19 protein-coding genes are annotated in these 24,735 nt (G+C 50.5%); 11 read left to right on the plus strand and 8 right to left on the minus strand.

What is annotated here, in order from left to right; genetic code table 11:
* The first annotated feature begins 93 nt into the window (after positions 1-93).
* The 3 genes from B7982_RS01565 to B7982_RS01575 all read left to right on the plus strand — a co-directional run bounded on the left by B7982_RS01565 (position 94) and on the right by B7982_RS01575 (position 5,011).
* Positions 94-2,649 carry a glycoside hydrolase family 9 protein gene (locus B7982_RS01565; RefSeq protein WP_088659263.1) on the plus strand — a complete coding sequence of 852 codons (2,556 nt, stop codon included), beginning with the start codon at positions 94-96 and terminating at the stop codon, positions 2,647-2,649.
* 153 nt (positions 2,650-2,802) lie between these two features.
* Positions 2,803-4,053: a glucose-1-phosphate adenylyltransferase gene (gene glgC / locus B7982_RS01570; protein WP_014544985.1), complete on the plus strand. Its 1,251-nt coding sequence runs from the start codon at positions 2,803-2,805 to the stop codon at positions 4,051-4,053.
* A gap of 136 nt (positions 4,054-4,189) precedes the next feature.
* Positions 4,190-5,011, plus strand: coding sequence for a NifU family protein (locus tag B7982_RS01575; RefSeq protein WP_085490322.1), 822 nt, complete (start codon positions 4,190-4,192; stop codon positions 5,009-5,011).
* 55 nt (positions 5,012-5,066) lie between these two features.
* On the opposite strand, the gene B7982_RS01580 is transcribed toward B7982_RS01575, so the two are convergent.
* A complete protein-coding gene (locus B7982_RS01580) occupies positions 5,067-6,662 on the minus strand; it encodes an FISUMP domain-containing protein (RefSeq protein WP_088659264.1) in 1,596 nt (531 codons plus the stop codon).
* Between the two features lie 168 nt (positions 6,663-6,830).
* On the opposite strand from B7982_RS01580, the gene B7982_RS01585 reads away from it, so the two are divergent.
* Genes B7982_RS01585 through B7982_RS01600 form a run of 4 tightly spaced genes read left to right on the plus strand, consistent with a single transcriptional unit; the run spans position 6,831 to position 11,084 of the window.
* The gene (locus B7982_RS01585; protein WP_088659265.1) at positions 6,831-7,883 is read left to right on the plus strand and encodes an IMP cyclohydrolase; all 1,053 of its coding nucleotides are present in this window, start codon (positions 6,831-6,833) and stop codon (positions 7,881-7,883) included.
* 17 nt (positions 7,884-7,900) lie between these two features.
* Positions 7,901-8,356, plus strand: a complete 456-nt coding sequence (locus B7982_RS01590; RefSeq protein WP_088659266.1) for a hypothetical protein — start codon at positions 7,901-7,903, stop codon at positions 8,354-8,356.
* A 1-nt stretch (position 8,357) separates the two neighbouring features.
* The gene (trmFO, locus tag B7982_RS01595) at positions 8,358-9,689 is read left to right on the plus strand and encodes a methylenetetrahydrofolate--tRNA-(uracil(54)-C(5))-methyltransferase (FADH(2)-oxidizing) TrmFO (protein ID WP_088659267.1); all 1,332 of its coding nucleotides are present in this window, start codon (positions 8,358-8,360) and stop codon (positions 9,687-9,689) included.
* A gap of 3 nt (positions 9,690-9,692) precedes the next feature.
* Positions 9,693-11,084, plus strand: coding sequence for a GntR family transcriptional regulator (locus tag B7982_RS01600; protein WP_088659268.1), 1,392 nt, complete (start codon positions 9,693-9,695; stop codon positions 11,082-11,084).
* Positions 11,085-11,110: 26 nt separating this feature from the next.
* On the opposite strand, the gene B7982_RS01605 is transcribed toward B7982_RS01600, so the two are convergent.
* The 5 genes from B7982_RS01605 to B7982_RS01625 form a co-directional block, all read right to left on the minus strand.
* The gene (locus B7982_RS01605) at positions 11,111-11,845 is read right to left on the minus strand and encodes an IMP cyclohydrolase (RefSeq protein WP_088659269.1); all 735 of its coding nucleotides are present in this window, start codon (positions 11,843-11,845) and stop codon (positions 11,111-11,113) included.
* A 43-nt stretch (positions 11,846-11,888) separates the two neighbouring features.
* Positions 11,889-12,260 carry a hypothetical protein gene (locus B7982_RS01610; RefSeq protein WP_233138311.1) on the minus strand — a complete coding sequence of 124 codons (372 nt, stop codon included), beginning with the start codon at positions 12,258-12,260 and terminating at the stop codon, positions 11,889-11,891.
* 19 nt (positions 12,261-12,279) lie between these two features.
* Positions 12,280-13,737, minus strand: a complete 1,458-nt coding sequence (gene gatB / locus B7982_RS01615) for an Asp-tRNA(Asn)/Glu-tRNA(Gln) amidotransferase subunit GatB (RefSeq protein WP_088659270.1) — start codon at positions 13,735-13,737, stop codon at positions 12,280-12,282.
* Between the two features lie 148 nt (positions 13,738-13,885).
* Positions 13,886-14,335, minus strand: coding sequence for a hypothetical protein (locus B7982_RS01620; RefSeq protein WP_088659271.1), 450 nt, complete (start codon positions 14,333-14,335; stop codon positions 13,886-13,888).
* Positions 14,328-15,398, minus strand: a complete 1,071-nt coding sequence (locus B7982_RS01625) for a hypothetical protein (protein ID WP_088659272.1) — start codon at positions 15,396-15,398, stop codon at positions 14,328-14,330. The genes B7982_RS01620 and B7982_RS01625 overlap by 8 nt, the downstream gene beginning before the upstream one ends.
* A 129-nt stretch (positions 15,399-15,527) precedes the next feature.
* Between B7982_RS01625 and B7982_RS01630 the strand changes: the two genes are divergently transcribed.
* The gene (locus B7982_RS01630; RefSeq protein WP_088659273.1) at positions 15,528-17,093 is read left to right on the plus strand and encodes a hypothetical protein; all 1,566 of its coding nucleotides are present in this window, start codon (positions 15,528-15,530) and stop codon (positions 17,091-17,093) included.
* Positions 17,094-17,322: 229 nt separating this feature from the next.
* Here B7982_RS01630 and B7982_RS01635 read toward each other — a convergent pair whose 3' ends face one another.
* Positions 17,323-17,520, minus strand: coding sequence for a hypothetical protein (locus tag B7982_RS01635; protein ID WP_014544972.1), 198 nt, complete (start codon positions 17,518-17,520; stop codon positions 17,323-17,325).
* Between the two features lie 140 nt (positions 17,521-17,660).
* Here B7982_RS01635 and B7982_RS01640 point away from each other — a divergent pair, with 140 nt between their 5' ends.
* The gene (locus tag B7982_RS01640; protein ID WP_088659274.1) at positions 17,661-18,401 is read left to right on the plus strand and encodes a TatD family hydrolase; all 741 of its coding nucleotides are present in this window, start codon (positions 17,661-17,663) and stop codon (positions 18,399-18,401) included.
* Here the strand turns inward: B7982_RS01640 and mfd are convergent.
* Entirely contained in the window at positions 18,366-21,764 is a 3,399-nt protein-coding gene (mfd, locus tag B7982_RS01645; RefSeq protein ID WP_088659275.1) for a transcription-repair coupling factor, read from the minus strand. The genes B7982_RS01640 and mfd overlap by 36 nt on opposite strands.
* Before the next feature lie 148 nt (positions 21,765-21,912).
* On the opposite strand from mfd, the gene B7982_RS01650 reads away from it, so the two are divergent.
* Complete coding sequence (locus B7982_RS01650; protein ID WP_073424699.1) at positions 21,913-23,415, plus strand: RimK family protein; 1,503 nt, start codon at positions 21,913-21,915, stop codon at positions 23,413-23,415.
* Between the two features lie 9 nt (positions 23,416-23,424).
* On the plus strand, positions 23,425-24,732 hold the full coding sequence (locus tag B7982_RS01655; protein ID WP_088659276.1) for a glutamate-cysteine ligase family protein: 1,308 nt from the start codon (positions 23,425-23,427) through the stop codon (positions 24,730-24,732).
* Positions 24,733-24,735 lie beyond the last annotated feature (3 nt).

The following is a 24,735-nucleotide window of genomic DNA, read 5'->3' on the forward strand; positions in this document are numbered from 1 at the left end:
AGAAAATTAATTTATAAAAAAACATAATTTATTGCAAAAATTGCATTCAAAAGATGTATATTAACGTATACAGACCAAAACAAAGGAGGAAAAATGCGTAAGCATGTGGTTTTGGGAATGGTTGCATTGGGTACAGCTATAGCCACATCGGCATCAGAATCAACACCTTACGATTTAATTCGACCTGTCTATCCGCTCAAATGGGATAATGACGCGTTTGACAAGTTCGAACTAGCAAATACAGAAAACACGGGCTTATTGCCCAAGGAAAAAAAGCCTGAATCTTACAAGGCGAACGCCTTTATTCCAGATTCGCTAGACCAGGCTTATTACGATGCGCTAAACACGCATATTTCGCCTATCCGAGTCAATCAGGCGGGGTACCTGACATCGGACACGGAGCGGCAATTCTACTATATCGGCGAAGCCACTAAATTCGAAATTGTCGATGCAGATGGCAATTCGCTCTCCCCTGCTGTCTCAGGTGACTTAACGTCAAAGACAACAGAAGTCTCATCAGACTGGACAATTAAAGCTCAAACGAATGCTCTTACTTTAAGCCGCGATCGCTATACGGTTTCTTTTGCGGGGTCCACAGGCGTTCTCAAAGCGGGAAAAATACCACAAAGCGTCCCAACTGACAAACGCCTTCGCATTAAAATCGGCGATGAAATCTCGAGTACATTCATCGTAAGCGACAAAGTCTATTCCATGGTGCGTGACGCAAGCCTAAAATTCTTTGGCATCCAGCGTAGCGGGGAATCCGAATCCTGGTTCCACGACAAGAGCCACACCAAAGATGGCAGCGGTAAATTCACGTACGACGACGAGGAAGTTTCCGAGTTCACTCCGCAGGAAGGCGCTCTGCAAGGCGGCTGGTACGATTGCGGAGACCATCTCAAGGAATCGATGACCATGTCGTATGCGTTCATGAGTCTTGCCGTCATGGCCGCAACAAACGAATCCAAGGACAAAGACCATTACGCCTACAATCAAAGTGAAACCGTAAATACAGACGGCATTCCGGATATTCTACGCGAAGCAAAGCATGGTGCGGACTTCTTTATCCGATCCTACAACTTCGCCAACGGCATCATCGACAACATGGTCGTATCCGTCGGTAACTTCGGCGCTGATCATGGCTATTGGGGCAAGCCCGAAGAACAGGATACATTGTCCGCAATTCGTCGAGGAAATGCAAGCGAGCGCGATTTGCGCTTGGGAGAACTTGGTTCCAACATCTCTGGCATGATTGCAGCAGGCCTTGCCATTATGGGTAAGCAATACGCCGTTTACGACAAAGCTTACGCCGAAACCTGCTTAAAAATCGCCGAAGAAATGTACGACTTCGCAAAGTCCCTCGCCCAAGGAAAATCCTCTTACGGCGATGGCAAACTCTTCAAATACAATAAGCGCGCAGCAAGTTGGGCTACGCCTGCCTACAATGGCAACAATGAATTCTATGACGACTTAGCTCTCGCCTCTGTCGCGCTCCTGTACGCTACAGGCAAGACGGTCTATGCCGATGACGCACTCCGTTCCAAGGACTTGGTCAATGGGCAGACGTTCGGAGACGGCGCAGGCTTTTTTGAAGGAGGCTGGTTTGCTACAAATGACAAGGGATTCTTCAAAAATGCTAAAAATACAAGCTGGGCCAATTCCTACGCTTTTGCAACGTACGCCTTGTATAAACTGATTCTTGCCGATAAGACCAAAGCGACAACGGAATACGGACTTAGCGAAACGGAATGGCTCAACGCTATCGAAGACTGCATTACGGACATGATTGCAAATCTTGGCGATATATCGCAAGACGACGGAACCGCTTCTATCAGCCTGCTTTCCGACGCTATCGCCTGGAAACAGGGTATCGTTAAATACGATGCCAACTGGTTCAATATGCAAACGGATCTAGCCTGGCAGTATAACGCTTACCAAGCTGGCAATATTTTTGAAGTCCTTGCTTATGCCGATGTCGCCGCTGACCTCGAAAAGAAAAACTTAACACTCCCCAATTTGGGTGCTGTTTCGTGGAAATCGAGTGAAATGTGGCAGCTCGGAATTAACCAGTTGAACTACATGCTGGGAGTCAATCCCTGGGATATCTCGTTTGTCTACGGCGTAGGAGACAAGAACGACGCTCACCCGTTCCACCGAGCCTCGAACCCGGAAGGCCGAAACATGGAAAACACCAAGGATTACAAATACCGAGTCCCGGTCGGAGCGTTGTATGGCGGAACGGCCCCCCAAGCCAAGAGTGCTATCATACCGCAAAATACAAGTGTCGAAGACTACTACATTTCCGAAGCATGCCTTGCGGGTTCTGCAACACTAATGGCCGCAACAACCATAGTATCAAGCCCTGCTGAAGAAGGTTCCGGACCGACCGTTGGAATCAAGAAAACGACTAAGCCGCTCAAAAGCGCGACAATCGACCAGAATACCGTATCCCTCATGATCCATGCCCCAGGCAATGGCCAAAAGAGGGTCCAGGTATTCGACTTACTCGGCAATACAGTCTATAAAGCAAACTTCAATAGTGAAAACATAAATGTTCCGTTTAGCGCCATGCGCCACAAGGGAGCATTACAGGTTAGGGTCTTTAACGGGGGGAAAGTAGCGGCAGCAAAGACAATAATCCTAAAATAAAATCAATCCAACATACTCCTATGGGGCATACTCCGCCAAACACCTCGGCGGGGTATGTTTTTTTTAACAAAAAATCAAAAATTTAAGGTTTTTTGCAAAAAAAAAAGTATTTTATGGACGGCTATTACATAATTGAATTTACAGAGGAATTTCATGAGCTGGTCTTACTCAAGAGAGCATCAAAAGAATATTCTTTGCATGATCATGGCTGGTGGACAAGGGAGCCGTCTACAGCCCCTCACCCGCGACCGTGCAAAACCCGCCGTCCACTTTGGCGGAACTTACCGCATTATCGACTTCGTTCTCAACAATTTCATCAATTCCGGCATTTTCAAGATCAAGGTTTTGACGCAGTTCAAGAGCGATTCGTTGAACAAGCACATTTCTGCCGCCTGGAGCCTGAATGCAAGTTTGGACCAGTATGTGGACCTCGTGCCCGCCCAGATGCGTACGGGTGACGAATGGTACCGCGGTACTGCCGACGCCATTTTCCAGAACATCAACTTGATTACCGATGAACGCCCGGACCTCGTGGCAATTTTCGGTGGCGACCACATTTACAAGATGGACATCAACCAGATGATTGATTTCCACTTAAGCCGAGCAGCCCTCCTCACGATTGCTGCTATTCCGGTGCCGGTCGAAGAGGCTCGCGAATTCGGTATTATCGAAATTGACGCGGACAACCGCATGATTGGTTTCGAAGAAAAGCCGAAGGAACCGAAGCAGATGCCGAACCGTCCGGGTTGGTGCCTCGCCAGCATGGGTAACTACCTCTTCACGAGCAAGTTCCTCGTGCGCGAACTCTTGAAGGGCGCAAACGATGGTGCAACGGACTTTGGCAAACACATCATTCCGCGCTTGTACAAGGAATACCCGGTGTACGTTTACGACTTCAACACGAACATCGTGCGTGGCGAAAAGGCTTCTACAAAGGGCTACTGGCGCGACGTGGGTACGCTTGACGCCTTCTTCGAAGCAAACATGGACCTTTGCTCCGAAAATCCGCCGTTCGACCTTTATAACAACTACTGGCCGATCCGTACTTACAACTGGAACCAGCCGCCTGCACGTTTCTTTGCGGGCGACAATGAAAGCCATCAGGGCGCAGCCGTCGATTCCATCGTTTCTGCTGGCTGCATTATCGGTGGTGGTACGGTTGTGAAGAGCATTCTCTCGCCGGGAGTCACCATCCAGAAGGACGCTCTCGTCGAAGAATCCATCCTCTTCCCGAACGTGACGATTGGCCCGGGTGCCAAGGTGCGCCGCGCTATCGTTGAAAAGGGCTTGCATATTCCGGCCGGTTTCCAGATTGGTTACGACTTGGAACGCGACAAGCAGCTCTTCCACGTGACCGAATCCGGTATTGTCGTCCTCGCCAAGGATACGATTATCAAAGCCTAACAAGGCGAGCATACATAAAGTCTCGGAAGTGCCCGCCATAGCGCGGGCATTTCCTTTTTATGTTGAAAACCCTATATTTACGCTAGGTTTTGTAAAACCCTCCCCAAAAGCGCCATAAATTTCTAAATTAGCGCGCATGAACGAAGAACAAAGCGCTAAATTCTCTCAGAAGTTACAAGATATTGCAAAGGCTCCCAAGTACCGTGGGGCTATTTTCCAGATTGAAGCCGATGAAAAAGGCCTCGCCCTCGTTGATGTGAAGGAAGCAAGCCTCAAAGTCTACTTGATGATTGACCCGGAATGCGACAAGATTTTGGAAACGCGATTCTTTACGTACGGCGGGCCGCTCTTTACCGCCCTTGCCGATTCGTTCTGCCGCAAGATTCAGATGGCTACGGTTGATGACGCTTGCAAGATTACCGCCGAAAGCCTCGAAGAAGAACTGCGCGACACGCCGGACGTGCGTGCCATCCCGGAAGATGCTGTAGAAATCAAGCAGATGAATACGCTCATCTCAAAGATTTTGCTCGTCTACCCCGAAAAGAAGGCAACCGCAATTATCGTTCGCGAGAAGATGGAACGCATCAAGTACCGCACGCAGACCGCAGAAGGTCGTGCCGAAGCTGATGCCGAATGGAATGCGCTTACCAAAGTCCAGAAGATTGAAAAGATTGAAGCATGGCTGCACCAGACCGTCCGTGGAACGCTCCAGGGCGACGGTGGCGATGTGCAGATTCTCGACTTGACGGACGACAATCGCTTGCAAATCCGCTACCAGGGCGCTTGCGCCGGATGCGGCAGCGCTATGGGCGGCACGCTCTTCTACATCGAAGACGAACTCAAGAACAACGTCTATTACAACTTGATTGTTGAACCGGAAGACCCGCTTGCAAACCTCCCCCAGAATCCAGATTTGCCGGGCTTGGATGACAACAATCCGCCTGCAAGCTTATTCTAGTTATACAAAAGACCTCCTTCATCCGAAGGAGGCCTTTGTTTTTAGGCTCTAAAAATTAGTCTACGACGCAGCGAACGCTACCATAGATAGCGTCGTCAACACTTTTTACTCTATACAAGCCAGAGTTATCCCAATCCTTGAGGGCATATACGCCATTAGAGGCAATCAAGTGCGTTTGCAAGTTCACGTACTTCCAAGATTCCTCGGTACCGCATTGGGATTTAACGCAGTAGCCCGGATAAATAATGCTGAAGCCAACCGAATTCTCTGCGATATGGATTGAGCCCTTGTAATCATCTTCAGTGTATTCTGATACGAGGTCGTATTTCTTGTCGGCGTCAATAAGCTTGGCATATTCATTGTAAGTTGCCACGTGCGTTCCTTCGGGGCAAATGCCTTGAACTTTGTCACTAGGCACTTCTTCGGCTCCGGCCAAAGCCTGTTTATGTGTATAAAGCCTGCCGTAAAAGTCGCAGTGCATCGAGTTGAATTCGTGACAAATGGATCCTTCAGTTTCGTACTTAAGGTTTTCGGCAAACCAGGTTACACCATCGATTTGAATCGTCTTGTAATACTGGTTATCTCGTTTGTCCAAATACAGGCCATATTCCATATCGTCGTTAAGCGCAATCCATGCATACTTGTAATAGGAATTCGTAGCGCGGTCGTAGAGATTATTGTCCTTGCAGACATATTTTGTAGCGTCGTATTTGCGACCACGGCAGAGGTCATAAGCGGAACCGTCTTGACAGAACTGTTCCTTGTAGTTGATAGCCTTACCGCCACAATTGAGCAAGTCGCTCAGGCAGCGAACCGAAAGTCGTGTTTTGGGTTCGCCACTGACAAAGCATGTTCTGCTTGAGGAAGCGTCGTTTCGACCTTCGCAGAATGGGTAATAGAATCTTGCGTCCGTGTCGGGTTGCGGCAAATTGTCAAAGACTGTAGAGGTCGGGAACGGGTCAAACTTAAAGAAGTTTTCCGTTTCGTAATTGGTGTAGTTTCTATCGCGGCTCCAGAAGTTTTCGTCGGTGCCTGAACCGTTACCCAATGTAACCGGTTTTGCATTAAATCCATAATCGTCGGTACCATTCCAATCACCCAAAACTTCGTCATTGGGCCAACCTGTGGTACTTCTCAACTTTTTACCGGCAACATCAGAGCCACCCACGTATTCCACGAGCGTTTTAAATTCTTCGATGCTCGGCAAATGGAAGTCTTCGGGGCATGCCTTCAAGGCATCTTCGTAAACGTAGAGGCTGCTATCGCCAAGACTCATGTTTTCGGCCGTCCAAACTTGAGTTCCGATAGAAACGACCTTGTAGACCTTTCCATCACGGGAATCCGTAATAGAACCTGTTGGCACAGAAAGGCCTACGCTAGACGAAGATTCCGGTTCCTGAGAAGAGGAAGAGGCTAATTGCGAGCTAGAAGAGGACTGATTTGCAGATGAAGAAGAGGCATTCGAGGCTTCGGATTTTGCAGACGATGACGAAGCACTTTCGCCTGCGGCAGACATATCAGAGCTAGACGAAGAGGATTCTTCACCAATAACAGGGGCGCTCATTGTCGGGTTGGAATCGCCGCACCCCACAAATGTCAGTGGCAAAGCGGCGCTAATAGTCAATAGACTCGCAATTTTTTGGAAATTCATTTATTATTCTCCTTTTTCAGAACAAAATATACAAAAAAAACTTTGCAAAAAGAAGTGGGATACTCCGCAAAAAAGACGCATCGAAATTGATTTGCTTTAGGTGAGACGACTGCGCCATTAGCTCTAAAATGCTATATTTTTAACGGAAAAATCCACAAAGGAAATGATATGTCCGAAGAACTCGTTTTGAAATTCGTTGACCCGCAGCCGATGCGCTACGGTGAAAACTCCCACCAGTCCGCTGTATTCTACCGCGACCCGACCTGCACCGAAGCAAACCTCGCTTCTGCAAAGCAGCTTTGGGGCAAGGAACTTTCTTACAACAACATCGTCGATGCTGACGCCGCCCTCGAAATGGCTCGCGAATTCAGCGACGGCAATGCTGTCGTGATCGTAAAGCACATGAATCCGTGCGGTCTTGCTACGGGCGAAACGCTCCGCGAAGCTTTGGAAGCCGCTTGGGCAGGTGACCCGGTGTCCGCTTTCGGTTCTGTGATTGCAGTGACCCGCAAGGTCGATTTGAAGACTGCCGAATTCCTCAAGGGCAAGTTCGTTGAAATCTTGCTCGCTCCGGCTTTCGATGACGACGCTCTCGAATTCCTCAAGAACAAGTCCAAGGACATTCGCCTCCTCGAAGTGGGCGAAATCAAGAAGGCTACCGCTTGCAAGGTTTACAAGCACGTGATTGGCGGTATGCTCGTCCAGGACCGCGACATCGGTACTTGGGAAAAGTTTGAATGCGTGACGAAGGCTCAGTTCCCGAAGAACAAAGAAGACCTCGCCCGCTTCACTTGGCTCGTTACCAAGCATACAAAGTCTAACGCTATCGTGATGTGCTACGAATACAAGCCGGGTTACTTCCAGGTGATGGGTCTTGGCCCGGGTCAGCCGAACCGCATTGACTCGAACCTCCGCCTCTGCCAGCCGCGCGTCCGCGACAACGTCGCACGCCTTCCGGAAGCAAAGGAATTCTTCGACGAAAACGGCAAGCTCATCAATGAAGCTGGTCTCAAGGCTCTCGAAAAGAAGGTCTTCGGTGAAGTCGTTATGGGTTCTGACGCATTCTTCCCGTTCCCGGACAACGTCGAAGCCGCACACGATGCCGGCGTCCGTTACATTGTTCAGCCGGGTGGCTCCAAGAAGGATGACCTCTCCATCGAATCTGCAGACAAGTTCGGCATTGCGATGGTGTTTACCGGAATGCGCCATTTCCGCCACTAATTCATTATAAGGTAAGAATGATTCCAGTATCTCAAAAAGAATCAAACCAAAGGGAGAAGGACCTGTATTACGCAGTCCTCTCCTTCTTGAAGACTGTCCGCAAGGCCGGCAAAACGACCGCCAAGGAATGGAATGATTACCGTTCCAAGTTGAGCGGTATTGCGCCCTCGCCCGAAATGAGCAAGGCTACCGACATGTGGACTATGGATAACCTGGATCAGTTCCAGCCGGATAAGACGCAGCTCCCGCCGTTGAATGACATGGAGTCTGTCGCTAAGGTTTCGCCCGAGTTCTTGTCTCAATTGCTTGAGGCTTTGTACTACGGCATGCTGAACTTGACTCAGGCGAATCTTATTTCGGACGAAATTCAGGATGCGGACCCGGAATGCGTAAGTACGGCATCCCTCGAAGAATTGTTGGTCAAGCTCTGGATCGGTAACGCCAAGAGCTATAGAAAAATTGTTGTGAATTAAAATGAACGAACGAGTACGTGTTATTGGTGGCGGTCTTGCAGGCTGCGAAGCGGCTTTACAATTGGCAAGCCGTGGTTTTCAGGTAGATTTGTACGAAATGCGCCCCAACAGGCAGACGCCCGCCCACAGGGATGGACACCTCGCCCAACTCGTCTGTTCTAACAGTTTCAAGGCTTTAGGCATTACAAGCGCCCATGGCCTTTTAAAAGCGGAACTCACTCTGCTCGGAAGTTTCCTCCTGGATTGCGCGCGCGAAGCGGCAGTGCCTGCAGGCGATTCCTTGACGGTGAACCGCGACATTTTTAGTGAACTTGTCGAAAAGAAGATTGCAGAATTTCCGAACATCACGCTGCACCGCGAAGAAGTGACAAGCCTTGAAGGCGATTGCCCGACACTTGTTGCCGCAGGTCCTTTGGCAAGTGATGCTCTCGCCGACGATATTTTTAAACGCCTCGGCAGTAACCGTCTGCACTTTTTTGATGCGATTGCACCTGTCGTCGAGACAGACAGCATCGACTTTGACCATGCGTTCTACATGAACCGCTGGGAAAAGGGCGAAACGGCAGACTTTATCAACTGCCCGCTCGACAAAGAAACTTATACAGAATTTGTGAACAAGCTCTGCGAAGCAGAAGCGACTGAACCGCGTCCGTTCGAAAAACGCGAACTTTTTGAAGGCTGCCTGCCGGTCGAAGAAATGGCGCGTCGTGGCTACGAAACTCTCCGCCACGGGCCCATGCGCCCCATCGGGCTTGGGCTTGGAAACAACGGACATCTGTGGTATGCCGTAATCCAGCTCCGTGCCGAGAACAAGCAGAAGACTTTGTTCAATATGGTCGGTTTCCAGACGCGCCTCAAGTGGGGCACGCAAAAGGAAATCTTTACCATGGTGCCTGCCCTCCGTAATGCAAAATTTGCACGCCTCGGCTGCATGCATCGCAACACGTTTATCGAATCGCCGAAGTTCCTAGATAAGACGCTCCGCTTGCGTCCGGAACTCGATTGCGCCAAGGATATTCCGCCTACGTGGTTTGCAGGCCAGATTACGGGTTCTGAAGGCTACACCGAAGCGGTTGCAACTGGTTGGTACGCCGCTTGGAATATGGCGCAGACGATTTTGCACGGGCATTCTGACCCGCTCCCTGAAGAGAGCTGTATCGGCTCCTTGATGAACCGCCTTGTCGAAGAGAACGAGGATTTCCAGCCGATGAACTTCAACTTCGGCCTCCTCCCCCATCACGAGGGACTCAAGAAAAAGAACAAGAAAGAGATTCTTGCCGAACGTGCTGAACGCGCCGTTCGCGAATGGATTGCGGCCCGCAATATGGCATAAATTATGCGTGACGAGATCAAACAAGCGATTTTGCAGCAAGAGCTGAAAGACGGGGAAATGCTCCCGTCTGTACGCAAGCTGATGAAAACGTTTGGAGTTTCGTCGGGAACTATCCAGGGCGTACTCAAGCAGCTCTCCGAAGAAGGTCTCATTTACAGCATCCGCGGCAAGGGATTCTTCTGGGGCAAGGCTCCAGATGCCAATGATCTTGCGCAAATGCTCTCGAAGACAGTCCATCGCGAAACCGTGCTCGAACGCCTTGAACGAGAATTTTCAACGGACTGGGAAAAGGGATTCCTCGACCCAAATAGGAATTTGCCGCTTGCGAAGGAACTTTCCGACCGCTATAACGTGTCGCAGACGATTCTCCGCAAGTTCCTGATCCACAAAGTGAATCAGGGAATTCTCGTGCGACGCGGGCGCTTGTATGCATTCGCCTCCCCGCTCAAGACAAAGACGGTCAAGAATTTCAGCGAGATTTTGTTCGTTACGCGATGCAATTCGTGGGGCGGCTTTACCGCCGAAAGTGAACGCGAACTCGATTTTTTGCGCCTCGTTTACCAGACCGCCGGTGAACAACATTTCAAGCTCATTCTGCTCGGCATCAATGAAGAAAGCGGCAAGCTCATCGACCGCAGTGGAAAAGTCTGCCGCCTGACGGATTATCCGAATGCCATCGGTGCAGTGCTTTCGACACTCTTGGTGCAGAATCCGCACGCGCTTTTGCAGCTCTTTTACGGTGTGAAATACCCCGTCTCCGTGTGGTGGGAACACCCGTTGCAAAACATCCCGCCGAGATTCTTGAGCAAGAACAACTGGGCATTTTTTAACTCCACATTCGGAGAAATCCCGGGCCAGCAGCTCGGCAAATACCTTTTGCAGAAAGGCTTTAAGAAGGTCTGTTATTTCTCTCCGTACCATAACAGTTCCTGGTCCAAAGACCGCTTGACAGGCCTCATGAATTCGGGGCTAGAAGTCATTGCATTTACCGATGACGAATATGCAAGCCCGTGGGACTACAAGGAAATTGCAAGACAGAGAGTTTCGAGATTTTCCGTCGAATCGTACGCCCGCAACCTCGTGAAGAAAAAGCTTTTGCAGTTCGCCAAGAATGTTCCTGAGGATTGCAATTGCTGGGTCTGCGTAAACGACGAAGTTGCAGGTATCTTCTACGAAATGAGCGATGACGGCGATTGCACATTGCCGGGCGATAAGACCGACCCGAACGTGCTCGGATTCGACAACTCCGCCGAAAGCTACTTGTTGCGCATTGCGTCGTATGACTTCAACACGAGCGCACTCATCAAGCAGATTTTCTACTACATCGAAAATCCCGATGGCTTCGGGAATAAAAAACGCCTGCACCAGATTCTGGGGCAGGTCGTCGAAAAGTAGGTTGTGCGCCCAAAGGGCGCAGTCAACTAAACATTCTTATTCACGATAATGGTCTTAGCTTCGAAGGTTTCGCGGTCAATCCACTTGACCATCAAGGAAACCTTGTTGTCAGCGTTGAGAGCGTCCCAGTAAGCCTTGAGCGTTTCTTCAGCAGTGGCGAAAATCGGCATGAGCTTCGGGAAACCGTTGAAAGACGGAATCGGCTTGCCATCCGTTTCGTACGTGCTGATGAAGTGGCCAAGACCGTTCAAAGCCTTTTCGAATTCAAACGTCATGCGTTCGCAGCCAGCGTCTTCGCTATTGTTGCGGCTCTTGAGGATGGAGAGCTTGTAGATAGCCGGTTCAGCATTCTTGTAATGAATACCGGAAATACGCGGCGTGAAGTTCGGAGCATCGTCTTCGTACTGGCGAGTGCGGAGAGCGCTTTCGAACGTGCCACCGAGCTTGATAGCGTTGTAAATCGTGTCCGTCTGGTCACCGTTCGTGATAATCTGGACGTCCTTCGTGTGGCGAGCCGGATAGTAAATGATGAGGTGCGGGTCCGTGAGCTTGGATTCATCAAAAGCCTTGGTCTTCATAAAACCAGTGTCGGCTTCGATTTCAAACACGCGGTTGCGGCTGTTCACGCTACGGCCCATGATCCAGTAAACCTGCACGTAGGACTTGCCATCGGCGCTTGTGCCAAGCACAATGCCACGGCCCGGATACGGGTTCTTGGAGAGGTCGTTGAAATTCTGTTTTGCTTCTTCTGTGTAGTTCATATTGATTTCGGCGTGCCAGCGGCACTTTGTTGTAGGTTTAAACTTATCTCTTCGGGTTGTAATTGTTCATCAGGACCATTGCTAAGGCAACGCAGAACATCACTACGCTACCGACAACCACTTGCTGTTTGTGGTCGTACTCGCGCTTGACGTAAGTCGGATTTTCTTCGTTGAGTTCCTGGAGCGTCGGGCCTTTGGCGAGAGTCGAGGAATCTACGCCAAAAACCTTTTCCTTTTGTTCCTCGGTCATGTTCAACGTGCTGACGTAAGAGCTGTCCGAGCGATCCATCTTTGCAATGGCAGAGGACGGGAAAGAAAGAAAGAGTGCAAACAAAACCACGAGCAACAAACTGCCCTGGATTGCCATGCCCCTACGGGGCTCGTAATGACGATTTTTCGATTTCGAAAAAAACACTCTTTCGTCTCTCGTCTTATTACCCTTCCTTAGCGAGCTTGTCGAGAATCTGGTTCACGAGACCCGGGTTAGCTTTGCCACCGGACTTGCGCATCGTCATACCCACGAGGAAGCCCTTGAGAGCAACCTTACCAGCCTTGAATTCAGCGAACTGAGCGGCGTTAGCGGCGCAAACTTCGCGAACCACAGCTTCGATAGCGGCGGTGTCTGTCACCTGCACGAGGCCCTTTTCCTTAACGATTGCTTCAGGATCCTTGCCCGTTTCGAACATTTCGGCAAACACGGTCTTTGCAATCTTACCATTGATGGTGTTGTCTGCAATGAGGTTCACGAGTGTGCAAAGCTGTTCCGGCTTAATCTTGAGAGCGGAGAGACCGCCTTCCACGTCCTTGAGCTTGGCTAAGAGTTCCGTGATGACCCAGTTGGCGAGCACCTTGCCGTTCTTGCAGTTCTTGGCGGCGGCATCGTACCATTCGCTCACATCGCGGTCTTCGGTCAGCACCTGGGCGTCGTATTCAGAAACGCCGAAAGCGTTCATGAAGCGTTCGCGGCGTGCATCCGGCAGTTCCGGAAGGGTGCGGCGGATTTCTTCGACAAATGCAGGGTCGGTTACGAGGCGGACCATATCCGGTTCCGGGAAGTACTTGTAGTCGTGAGCGTCTTCCTTAGAGCGGATCACAATCGTCTTGTCCGCGTTGGGATCATAACGCTTGGTGCACTGTTCGACTTCCTTGCCTGCATCGAGCGTCGATGCCTGGAGGTTCATTTCGCAGTAGAGAGCCTTTTCGAGGTTCGTGAAGCTGTTCAAGTTCTTGATTTCGGCGCGGATACCGAACGGAGCGTCTTCGCTTGCGCGGAGGGAAATGTTACCATCGCAGCGCATGTTGCCGTTTTCCATGTTGGCGTTAGAAACGCGCGTGTATTCGAGCGTCTGCTTGATTTTCTTTAAGACAAGCACGGCTTCTTCCGGGCTACGGATGTCCGGTTCGGTCACGATTTCGCAAAGCGGAGTGCCGCAGCGGTTAGCGTCAAAATGGCTTTGGGACGGGCTCATGTCATGGATGAGCTTACCGGCGTCTTCTTCCATGTGAATACGGGTAATGCCCACGCGCTTTTTAGTGCCGTCAGCCTTCACAATTTCGAGCCAGCCGTTCTTGCAAATCGGATGGTCATACACCGGAAGTCCACCCGTCTGCGTGATCTGGTAACCCTTCGGAAGGTCCGGGTAGAAGTAGTTCTTACGAGTCCACATGGCGTTCAAATCAATTTCGCAGTTGAGAGCGAGACCCAAGCGAATAGCGTATTCCACAGCCTTCTTGTTCGGCACCGGCATTGCACCCGGCATACCGAGGCAAACAGGGCAAACGTGCTTGTTCGGGCTTGTGTTCACTTCAATTTCGCAGCCACAGAACATCTTTGTCTTAGTGGCGAGCTGGCAATGGATTTCGAGACCAATAACAGGACAGTAATTAGACATGTTAAACTCCAATAAATTTTACGCGGAAAAGATAGTATTTTAGAACTTAAAACTTAGAGCTTAGAACTTAGATATGCTTGTAAAACGCTCTAACCTCAAAGCGAAGCGTGCTCAAAGCACCAAAGGGGCGAGCCCATCCCCCAATAGCCTAAAGTTCGTCGAGCGTTACCACGAGCGCATCGGTATCATCGCGGAAGTTCGTGCATTCCGTGAGGATGCAGTCGGCACCGTTCACAAACGCAGTCGCCAAACGCAACGATTCTGCTTCGGTCAGCTTGTGATTCGTGCGGGCTGCAGCCGCGAAAAGTTCTGCCGCCTTGAGCGACACATCGGCATTGACTTCGCAAAGGCGCACATTCGAGGACTTCTCAAAGAATTCGCGGTACTGCCTAGCAAGCACGCCATCGTTTGCGCCATACGCCTTCTTGCAAATTTCGAACAAAGTTACAGAAGAAACCAAGACCTGCACGTTATTCTCGTACACGCCATCGAGCACACCCGATACAATCGGGTAATAATCCGGGTGCATTTGCAAAAGCCTTACAAGCGGCCCCGAATCCAAAAACAATATACGACTCTGTTCAATCGACTTAATCATCTTCTTTGACCGGTTCGTAGATTTCCATGTAAGCGGCATCATGGCGCTGTCCAGAGCGCATCATCTTGAAGCGCCCAGCACGCGGATAGAAATACCAGTTCATCCATTCGCCACTCATGTCCGTGCGCTTGGTCTTGATGGCAATCGGCTTTTCACCATTGTAGAAATCTCGTTTGTGCGGAATCACGCGTTCCATCGCACGGTAGGTATGCACCGTACTGCCCGCCTTGCGTTCAATCGTCCCGTGACCATCCTTACTCCAAGTGATGTGCACAATTCCATGTTCATCTTTTAGCGGCTCGCAAGTGTCAAAGCCGCTAGCGCACCACAGGTATTTCGGATAAGAGAAGCTATAAGAATCTAAATTAAACGTTTCTACAATGCGGTTATTGCCCTTGAATGTCGGGTAGTTACCGGCAAGCGTGTATCCGCCAACATTGTAGTCTTCGCAACCGCGCTGGGCTACGCGAACAACTCGGTTAAACACGTCCACGCCTACAGCGCAGCCATCTTCTTTGTAGACAAAGCGAGCATGACCATTGACATTTTTCTTTTCGAGATTGCCCATTTCGATTTCGGCAACGTTATCGTCCTTGCCATTCTGCACGATAATGTTAAAACGGTTGGCATTGCTCGGCGAGCTCTTGAGCACCACGCGCCCCGTTTCAGAGACGTATTCCCCACTCAAGTCTGCGTATTCCTGCATAAAGCGGTCCAACTCCGAGCGCTTGACCCATACGTCGCCAAACTTGCAATTCACCGGAACATAGCGCGGCGGAGCCTTCGGTTCCACTTCTTCGTACGTCACGACCCTTTGCTTTTTGGTGACCGTCTGGTATTTTCCATTCTTCCCACGAACCTTTTCCTGGACATCCACAAAACTTTCGTGTTCAATCCTGTCCTTGGGGATCGGGAGTTCCTTGATGGCATCCGAAGACATCAAATATCCAAGCGGGCGCCTTTCGTCTATCTCACCATTAATCTTCTTATAGACATCCAGTTTCATCTGGGCGAACGAACTTGCCGCAAAAACAGCCAACACAACCAACAAAATTTTTTTCAAAACAATCACCTCTTTTGGATATTTAAATTAGATTAATGGGGGCTTTATATGTAGTAAAAAAAAGATTAATATTTTTTTTCTAACATTTAAACGAGTATTTAAACATGGAATTACCCCAAGGAGACTAAAATGAAAAAAATGTTTCTTGCATCCTGCTTGTTGGCCGCATCCGTTTTTGCAGCTCCCGCAGCAGAAGATGTTAAGGCAGCCACCGAAAAGCCGGCAGTAGAAGCAAAAGCCGCCGTCACCAAGGCCAAGGCCGTAACAGCAAAGAAGGCCACAAAGGCCAAAGCCAAGGCTGAAACTGCAGTGAAGGACGCCAAGGCTACCGCAGCTGCTACCGACGCAAAGGCTCAGGAAGCCGCCAAGACAGCAACAGCAGATGCAAAAGCCGCTGTAACAGAAAAGGCCCCGGCAGCCGTCGAAGCTAAGGCAAAGGAAGAAGCAAAAGCTGTAGAAGCCAAGGCAGAAGCAGTCAAGGCTGATGCCGCTGCAGCCGTCGAAACTAAGGCTCCGGCAGAACCGATTATTCCGGCACTCGCTCCGACCCCGGAAGCCCCGAAGGCTGAACCTGCACCGGTTGCCGAAGTCAAGGCCCCGGCAGCTCCGGTCGCAGAAGCACCGGCACCTGTTGCAGCCCCCGCTCCGGCTGTTGAAGTCCCGGCTGCTGTAGAAGCACCGGCAGAAGTTGCCGCCGCAGAACCGGCCTCTACTGCAAGCCGCAAGAAAAAGAAGATGATCGAAAATGCAGTCTTCACCGTCAACGAAATTGACTTCGACATCAACGCTGACTTCGAACTCGAAGCAGGCAAGGTTTTCTGGACTTCTGAAGAAGACAGAAACTCTGACAACCTCGAAAAGTGGAGCGGTCAGGCTAACTTTGCTATCCTCGCCGAAACAAACAACTTCAAGGGTAAGATTGCTCTCGCCTTCTACCCCGGCGACTTGAAGACCGATAACATCAATGGTGAAACCGGCAGCGCCGAAGACTACTTCACTCTCGATGAAGCATGGGCATACCAGAGCAAGGGTAGCTTCAGCTTCAGAGTCGGTCGTTGGGACAACACCGACAAGAACGGCGACTACTTCGGTGGCTACATCGATGGTTACATGAACGGTTTTCTCTCCGAACAGGATCCGGAAAACCAGTTTGAATTCGGCTTCGCTCCGAACGAAAACATCGACCTCGCCTTCTCCTTCATCAGCAAGGCAACCCACCTCAACAAGGGTGATCTCCGCTTGGTGTTCAACTTCCACGAACTCCCGAGCCTCGAACTCTTCGACATCCAGCTCGGCTACCGCAGCAACATTTTCGACAAGGTTTACGATAGCGACGCCAAGGTTTCTCACAACGTTTCTTTGAAGGTTCGCGCACCGATTATCCCGGACTTCCTCACGCTCTTTGGCGAAGTTGCACTCATGGACCTCTCGGATGACCTCGTTGCCCCGCTCACCGGTGGTATCGAAATGAACTTCAAGACAGTTGACCGCGTGATTCTCGAAGCTGAATTCGTCAATGACCGTAAGAAGAACGGTTACTACGAAGGCAACCCGAAGCACGTGAAGGACGTCCTTGGCGCCCTCTACCTCGAAAAGGCTCTTACGGACCGCTTCTCGCTCTCCGCAGGCTTCCACAGCTTTGGTGCTACGAGAGACTTCATGCTCTCCGGCAACTTGGTGGGTAGAATAAATTAATATGACCGCTCGGTCCTTTTGCTAATCAAGATTCCGTCAGGACCTCGCTCTCGCCACCATGCCTCGTTTATACGAGGCACTTGTGGCTCACGGAAGACCGCTCGGTTTTACAAAAGCACCCTGCTTGGCAGGGTGTTTTTGTATAAACGAAAAATCCTGCGATGACCTCGCAGGATTTTTTGCAATTATAACCTAATGTTTACTGCCGACAGATAATGCGGCAAGTCCGCTAGAAGCCCTTGCGTTCCAGGTCGAGCAAAAGCGCTTGGAGGGATTCTTCGACCGAAGCGCGGAAGCTGTTCGATCCAAGACTGCAACTTGCAACGACTTCGTTACCAGAAGAAATTCGAATGACATCAAAGCCATTTTCGGATGTAAAGCAGACAGTCAAACCTTTATTCAGAGCTTTTTCGAGTAAATCGCGCATAGCGACTCCTTTAATGAGGTGATAAAAAACTTGGGTTGGCGCACCAACAAACTTAAACTAGGCTTTTTTACCCCAAAAAACAAGCAAATAATTTTGTTTTTCCATAAATTCTTTGTATTTTAAAGATATAGGGGGCTATTATGTTCGATTTTCACATTCATTTAGCACGATTACCCCAAAAAAAGCAGCTCACGCAGTTGCTTTTAGACCGCAATTATGACTTTATTGCGGTTTCTTGCGAACCCTGGGAATGGGAAGAAGTCTCGCAACTGAAAAAAGAGTTTTCAACCGAAATCAAGCCTTTTAGAGTGACCTACGGGATCCACCCGATGATAGCAACGCAGGCCACTCGCGAAACTTTGGACCAACTACGCACCCATCTAGAAGAGGATCCGCTTGCCATGGTCGGCGAAGCGGGTGTCGACAAACGCTATCCGGGTTACGACGACGGCTCCCAGGACCAGATTTTTTTGGCACAGGCAGGGCTTGCTTTAGAACTCAAGCGGGATTTGCAAATCCACTGCGTTGGGGACTATATGCACGTGCTGAAACTTCTGGAAGAGGCGGGGTTTGAGTCCGTGGCTCAAACCGATAGAGCCACAAGCGCGCCGTCTCGAGAAGCGCCGCGCCCGATTTTCCACCGCTTTGGCGGGGATGCGAATTTCGTGAAAAAAGCCCTCCCCTTTGGAGCGCTCTTTTCACTGCACGAGGATAGCTTCCGCAAGAAGTCGACCGCAGCAGCCATCAAACTCATTCCCGAAAGCAACGTGTTCTTCGAGACCGACGCCGATGAATCTTTCTTAGAGCCTGCGGAGCTTCTTGAAGAACTTGAAAGCCGCTTGGAATCAGTTCGGCTCGCCTACGCCAAGAGCCTTGAGTAAAGGATCCGCCGACCTGATGGTTGCCGCCTGAACTTGGATATTTGCAAACGCTCGGAACACTTCGAGCGTCTTTTTTGCCATTTCCACGGGAGTCCCGCGCCCGACCTCGAACACAGCCTGTAACGGCGACATTCCCAAATAACGCATACTGCATGTGCAGAGGCTGCTGATTTCGCCAAGCACGCGCGGGTCCGGCGACGGAGTTTCTGCAAATGTCGCAACAATGACACCCTTGCGAAGCGCTAGTCCTTGGATGCGCAAACGACCTGCCAAAAGCCCAAGTTCGGTCACAAGCAAAAGCATCTTCGCCGGTGTCGGCACAGGGCCAAAGCGGTCCTGCAATTCGCTTTCGATGTTCTGCACATCCGCCTGCGTCGTGATTCGAGCAATGCGCTGGTACAGCGAAATTCTCGTGAGACCGTCTTCCACGTAATCTTCGGGAAGGTATGCATCCACACCGATTTCCACACGCGGCTGTATTGGCTTTTCGAGAGCACCACCGCGCAGCATTTCAACCGCTTCACGCACCAAGCGCACATAAGTTTCAAAGCCGACTTCAGCAATAAAGCCGTGCTGTTCCTGACCGAGCAAGTTGCCCGCCCCGCGAATTTCGAGGTCGCGCATAGCGAGCTGGTAGCCGCTACCGAGGTCAGTAAACTGTTCCAACGCTTTGAGGCGGCGCATGGATTCTTGCGAGATTTCGCCACGCTGTGGAATGACGAGGAAAGCCTTTGCCAAGACGCTACTACGGCCCACGCGGCCTCGCATCTGGTAAAGTTGGCTAATGCCAAAGTGGTGCGCGTTCATGATGATAATCGTGTTCGCGTTTGGCACATCCAAGCCAGATTCAATAATGCTCGTGCTCACGAGAATATCGAATTTGCGCGAAAGGAATGCATCCATCACGCGTTCAAGCTCGTGGTCTTCCATTTGTCCATGAGCCACAGCGACTTTCGCTTCGGGCGCCATCGCTTCGATATCTTCGGTGAGCTTGTAAATTGTCTGCACGCGGTCATTCACCACGAACACCTGGCCGCCACGAGCGAGTTCATCGAGAATTGCATTCTTCAAGACTTCATCATCGCGCTGCATCAGCTTCGTTTCGACCGGCAAGCGGTTAATCGGCGGTGTATTGATAAGCGAAATATCGCGAACGCCCGTCATGCTCAAGTGCAACGAACGCGGAATCGGAGTTGCACTCATGCTGAGCGTATCAACAGCAAGGCGAAGCTGGCGCAATTTTTCCTTTTGCTTCACGCCAAACTTTTGCTCTTCGTCAATAATCAAAAGTCCGAGGTCTTTGAACTCGCTTTTGTTTGACAACAGCGCGTGCGTTCCGATGACGATGTTCACCGTACCAGCCGCGATTTCCTTGAAGATTTCCTTCTTTTCCTTGGCGCTCTTGTAGCGGTTCATGAGCGCAATCTTGACCGGGTAAGCGGCAAAGCGCTCGCAGAAGTTTTCGTAATGCTGAGCCGCAAGAATCGTGGTCGGCACGAGAATGGCGACCTGCTTATTCGACGCGACGCACTTGAACGCCGCTCGCATGGCAACTTCGGTCTTTCCAAAACCTACGTCACCGCAAATCAAGCGGTCCATCGGGCGACGGCTTTCCATATCGCGCTTGATGTCGGCCGTGGCACGGAGTTGGTCTGGCGTCGGATCGTATTCGAACGAATCCTCGAATTCCTTTTGCATGTTGCCATCAGGCGGGAAACCGAAACCTTCAACAAGTTCGCGCTTGGCATAAAGCTCCACGAGGTCACGCGCAATCTGGATAACCTTTTGCTTGACGCGCTTCTTGATGTTTTCCCAAGTTTTGCTGCCGAGACGGTCGAGCTTTGTTTCTACATTTTCCGAGCGGTCGAGGCGTTCAATCTTTTGCAGGTCCGACACGGGGAACTTTAGGCGATCTCCGCCATCGTATTCCAGCAACGCGCAGTCGACCATACCGCCATTGACTTCCACGCGGACAAGTCCCAAGTAACGACCAATGCCGTGGTCTTCGTGCGCCACGAGGTCACCGCGATTGAGCGATTCCACCATCAACGCATTCGTCACCGAGCCCGCAATCTTGTGCTTGCGAGCTTTATTCGCATGGCGGTTTAAAATTCTCGATTCCGTGAGGAACGCAACATTATCGTCTTCGAGCCAAAAGCCTTCGCTCAGATTTCCGATAAAATAATCTTCAACAGGTAGGCCGTCAAAAACTTCACGCAAGCGGTTCACACCGCCTATCGTCTGGGCCATCACGTAAACGCGACCGCCCTTGTCATAGAATTCTTCGATTTCTTTGGCGACTGCATCCGTACCGTTCGACGTAAAGTCTTGCGCGCGCATGTGCATCTCATGCCAGTTGCCGTCATCCACCTTGACACGAGTCATATCCAGCGACGCGCGGCCTACGAACAAACGCGAAAGTTCGCCAATTTTGAACCAAATATCCGCAGGAGCAGCTACCCCCGCATCAGCCACGCGAGCTTCATCATAAGCGCCACGGAACGCAGCATACATCTTGGATGCATTCTCAGAAAGCAACGAAAGCTCTTCAAAGACAAGCGACGCACGCGGCATGTAATCTAAGAGGCTTGCGACCAAGCGCTGGTGATTCGGACGGTGCCACCAAAGCGCTTCCGTAGAACATTCCTCGCCCGCCATCACCGATTCCGGCACCGTGAATTCCCCCATCGGGAAGAACTCGATATGCGTCATCTGCTCCAGCGAACGCTGCGTAAAAATGTCAAACGCACGAATGGATTCAATCTCGTCGCCATAAAATTCAATACGGATGGGGTGCGGATAAAGCAAGCAGTTCACATCGACGATGCATCCGCGAATGGAAAACTCGCCCACGCCGCTCACCATCGGCTGTTCCGTAAAGCCGTGATCAAGGAACCACGGACGTAAAGACGAAGGCTCCAGCTGGTCGCCAACGCGGAGCGTACGCACCTGACGCATAATTTCGCCAGGTTCTGGGAGTTTCATCAAAAACGCATCCAGCGGACAAACAACAACAAACGGCTTTTCGGTATGCGAAACATCTCGGAAGAACTTCAAGCGTTCTTCAAGCACGCCCTCAAACGGCACCTTGATTTCGTAAGGTTTCAAGCCGAGCGACGGGAAAAAGCGAACAAACTCCTCGCCCACCATGCTTTCGAGATTCTCGACCCAAACTTCGGCACTGCGGTAATCCTTTGCAATCACCAGAATGTTCTGCGGGCTTTTCAAGAAGCGGTTCGCCACCATCATCGATGCAAGCGGAACCGACGCGCCATTGACATGAATGGCCTCGTTATCAACATTTTCAAAAAGCGAAATCGCAGGGAACGAATTTTCTTGAAGGAATTCCGAAATGGTAAGCATAGAGGGAAATGTAGAAAAAATCTCCCTTTTCCTCGCCTTACTTTACATTTCTTGAAATATTGAGCTATCTTTATAGCGTCAAAAAGCAAAGAGGTTTTTGGCACGCTCGACGCAACTTCGCCATGAAGACGCCACACGTGCAAACATTATGAAAAAAATAATTGTCGTGAACACTCCAAAGAATTGGAAGTTCCACATTCCCGAAGCCGAAATTGTCTCGGCAAAAGACTACCTTACTAATCCAGAATTTACAACTCAGAAAAACGTTCGCGTTTTCAACTTGTGCAAAGACTACAGCTACCAGAGCAAGGGCTATTATGTAAGCCTGCTTGCCGAAGCGCGCGGTCACAAGGTCATCCCGAACGTCAAGAACATCCGCGACTTCAAAGCCCCGGCAGTCGTGAAAATCATCAGCGATGAAATCGATGAACTGATCCAGAAGAGCCTGCACAAGCTGACCGGCACAGAGTTTGTGCTCTCGATTTACTTTGGGCAAAACGTCAGTGCGCAATACCTAGAACTTTCGCAGGCACTTTACCGCGTTTTCCAGGCTCCGCTCCTGCGTGCAAAATTTGTCTTCAAGCAAAAATGGTTCATCCAGTCCATCCGCCCGATTAGCGTTGACGAAATTCCCGAAACGCATAAGGAAATGGTTGATCAGTTCGCCATTGAATACTTCCAGAAAGACCGCTACGTCTCCCCCAAGACGGAAGATTACGTGTACGACCTCGGCATTTTAACGAACCCCGATGAAGTGGAACCGCCGAGCAACAAGGAAGCCATCCAGCTCTTTATCGAAGCCGCACAAGATACGGGTTTCCGCGTGGAAATGATTACCAAGACGGACTACCACCGCGTCGGTGAATTTGATGCCATCTTCATTCGCGAAACGACAAACGTCAACCATCACACATACGCATTTGCACGCCGTGCCCAGAGCGAAGGCATCGCCGTCATTGATGATCCCGACAGTATTTTACGTTGTTCCAACAAAGTTTATTTGCAAGAACTGATGACGGTCGGCAAGATTCCCTCCCCGAAGACGATAATCGCCCACAGCGAAAACCGCCACACACTCGCGAAAGAAATCGGATTCCCGATGGTCATCAAGACGCCTGATTCCAGCTTCAGCATGGGCGTCAAAAAGGCAAACAACAAGGAAGAACTCGAAAAAATTCTCGACACGATGTTCGAGCACAGCGACTTGCTTATCGCTCAAGAATTCACGCCCACAGAATTTGACTGGAGAATCGGTATTCTCGACGGAAAGCCACTCTTTGCTTGCAAATATTACATGGCAAAGGACCATTGGCAAATTTACAACTGGGATAGCAAGGACAAAAACGCTGTTTGTGGCAAATGGGATTGCCTCCCGATTGAAAGCGTCCCGCACGGCATCGTGAAAACGGCCCTCCGCGTAGCAAGCCTTATCGGCAACGGCCTTTACGGCGTGGACCTCAAGGAAATCAACGGTCACCCGGTCGTGATTGAAGTGAACGACAACCCGAGTATTGACCACGGTATCGAAGACCAAGTTGGCAAAAAGAAGATTTATCTCGCCATCATGAGGAGTCTGCGCCACCGCATCGAAGACCGCCAAAACGCAGCACAGCAGAAAGTACTCCAACACGAAAGGGATATGTTTTTATAGGGGTCAATCATGAGCAATTACAAACTTTGGGAACGCTTCGGCGTTGAAATGGAATTCATGATTGTCGATCGCGACACGCTGAACGTGCTGCCGCGTGCCGATGTTCCCCTCGGAAAAGACAAAGACGGCAATCAACTCTCCGATGTAGAATACGACGACATCGGACTTTCGAACGAACTTGTAAGCCATGTGTTGGAATTCAAATGCGCTCATCCCAAGTCCACATTTGACGGACTTGGCAAGCGATTCTTCCACGAGATTCGCCGTGCAAACAAGAAGCTAGAAAAGATCAACGCGATGCTTTTGCCGAGCGCCTGCCACCCGTTCATGGACCCGGCAGAGATGCAACTCTGGCCGTACGATTGCCTCGACATTTACCAAACTTACGACCGCATTTTCAACTGCAAAGGCCACGGCTGGGCCAACTTGCAAAGCACGCACCTGAACCTTTCTTTTGACGGCGATGAAGAATTTGGCGAGCTTCACGCAGCAATTCGCTTGCTGCTCCCGCTAATTCCAGCCATTGCCGCCAGCAGCCCGTATCTCGACGGCAAATACACCGGCTATCGCGACGCCCGCATCGAAGTTTATCGCCACAATCAGGACAAAGTCCCTGAAATCACAGGCCAAGTCATCCCGGAACAGGCGTATAGCTACGATGAATACAACAAGATGATTTTTGACAAAGTTAAGAAGGCTATCGCCCCATACGATACCGAACACTTGCTCAATCATTTCTTCTTGAACAGCCGTGGTGCCATCGCTCGTTTTGATCGTGGAGCCATTGAAATACGCCTTGTCGATATTCAAGAATGCCCGAATGCCGACATCGCCATTGTAGAGCTTGAAATAGCAACACTCAAGGCGATTGTGAATGGCAAATTCGCGGCATCTCGCGAAAACGCATCCGCAGCAAATTCCGTGCCGCACACGCTCAAGGAATACCGCGACTTCTTGCGCAACTTCGACACAACTCGCCTTGCCGAACTCCTCGCCAAGACCACGAAGGACGCCGAAAACACCCAAATCGATTGGCAAGAATACCTCTCCGTATTTGGCATGAATCTCGCAGACGCTACCAAAAACGCCGCCGCAGTTACCGCCGGCGATATTTGGAAGCACATCTACAGCATCGTAAAAAACGACCTCACCGAAGTCTCGCAGAGCTTCATGGAAAAAATGCTCGAACGCGGAACGCTCTCCAGCGCCCTCTACAAAGCACTCGGCGACGCCCCCACCCACGAAGCATTTGTCACCGAATACAAAAAATTAGCCGATTGCCTTGCACACAACCGGCTCTATGGAATTAGCGAATAAAAC

The organism is Fibrobacter sp. UWB2 (assembly GCF_002210425.1).
Lineage (GTDB): Bacteria > Fibrobacterota > Fibrobacteria > Fibrobacterales > Fibrobacteraceae > Fibrobacter > Fibrobacter elongatus.

Bases quoted from the DNA above. Each gene is read 5' to 3' on its own strand.
- B7982_RS01565 (WP_088659263.1), top strand. From the start codon at position 94: ATGCGTAAGCATGTGGTTTTGGGAATGGTTGCATTGGGTACAGCTATA.
- glgC (WP_014544985.1), top strand. From the start codon at position 2,803: ATGAGCTGGTCTTACTCAAGAGAGCATCAAAAGAATATTCTTTGCATG.
- B7982_RS01575 (WP_085490322.1), top strand. From the start codon at position 4,190: ATGAACGAAGAACAAAGCGCTAAATTCTCTCAGAAGTTACAAGATATT.
- B7982_RS01580 (WP_088659264.1), bottom strand. From the start codon at position 6,662: ATGAATTTCCAAAAAATTGCGAGTCTATTGACTATTAGCGCCGCTTTG.
- B7982_RS01585 (WP_088659265.1), top strand. From the start codon at position 6,831: ATGTCCGAAGAACTCGTTTTGAAATTCGTTGACCCGCAGCCGATGCGC.
- B7982_RS01590 (WP_088659266.1), top strand. From the start codon at position 7,901: ATGATTCCAGTATCTCAAAAAGAATCAAACCAAAGGGAGAAGGACCTG.
- trmFO (WP_088659267.1), top strand. From the start codon at position 8,358: ATGAACGAACGAGTACGTGTTATTGGTGGCGGTCTTGCAGGCTGCGAA.
- B7982_RS01600 (WP_088659268.1), top strand. From the start codon at position 9,693: ATGCGTGACGAGATCAAACAAGCGATTTTGCAGCAAGAGCTGAAAGAC.
- B7982_RS01605 (WP_088659269.1), bottom strand. From the start codon at position 11,845: ATGAACTACACAGAAGAAGCAAAACAGAATTTCAACGACCTCTCCAAG.
- gatB (WP_088659270.1), bottom strand. From the start codon at position 13,737: ATGTCTAATTACTGTCCTGTTATTGGTCTCGAAATCCATTGCCAGCTC.
- B7982_RS01620 (WP_088659271.1), bottom strand. From the start codon at position 14,335: ATGATTAAGTCGATTGAACAGAGTCGTATATTGTTTTTGGATTCGGGG.
- B7982_RS01630 (WP_088659273.1), top strand. From the start codon at position 15,528: ATGAAAAAAATGTTTCTTGCATCCTGCTTGTTGGCCGCATCCGTTTTT.
- B7982_RS01635 (WP_014544972.1), bottom strand. From the start codon at position 17,520: ATGCGCGATTTACTCGAAAAAGCTCTGAATAAAGGTTTGACTGTCTGC.
- B7982_RS01640 (WP_088659274.1), top strand. From the start codon at position 17,661: ATGTTCGATTTTCACATTCATTTAGCACGATTACCCCAAAAAAAGCAG.
- mfd (WP_088659275.1), bottom strand. From the start codon at position 21,764: ATGCTTACCATTTCGGAATTCCTTCAAGAAAATTCGTTCCCTGCGATT.
- B7982_RS01650 (WP_073424699.1), top strand. From the start codon at position 21,913: ATGAAAAAAATAATTGTCGTGAACACTCCAAAGAATTGGAAGTTCCAC.
- B7982_RS01655 (WP_088659276.1), top strand. From the start codon at position 23,425: ATGAGCAATTACAAACTTTGGGAACGCTTCGGCGTTGAAATGGAATTC.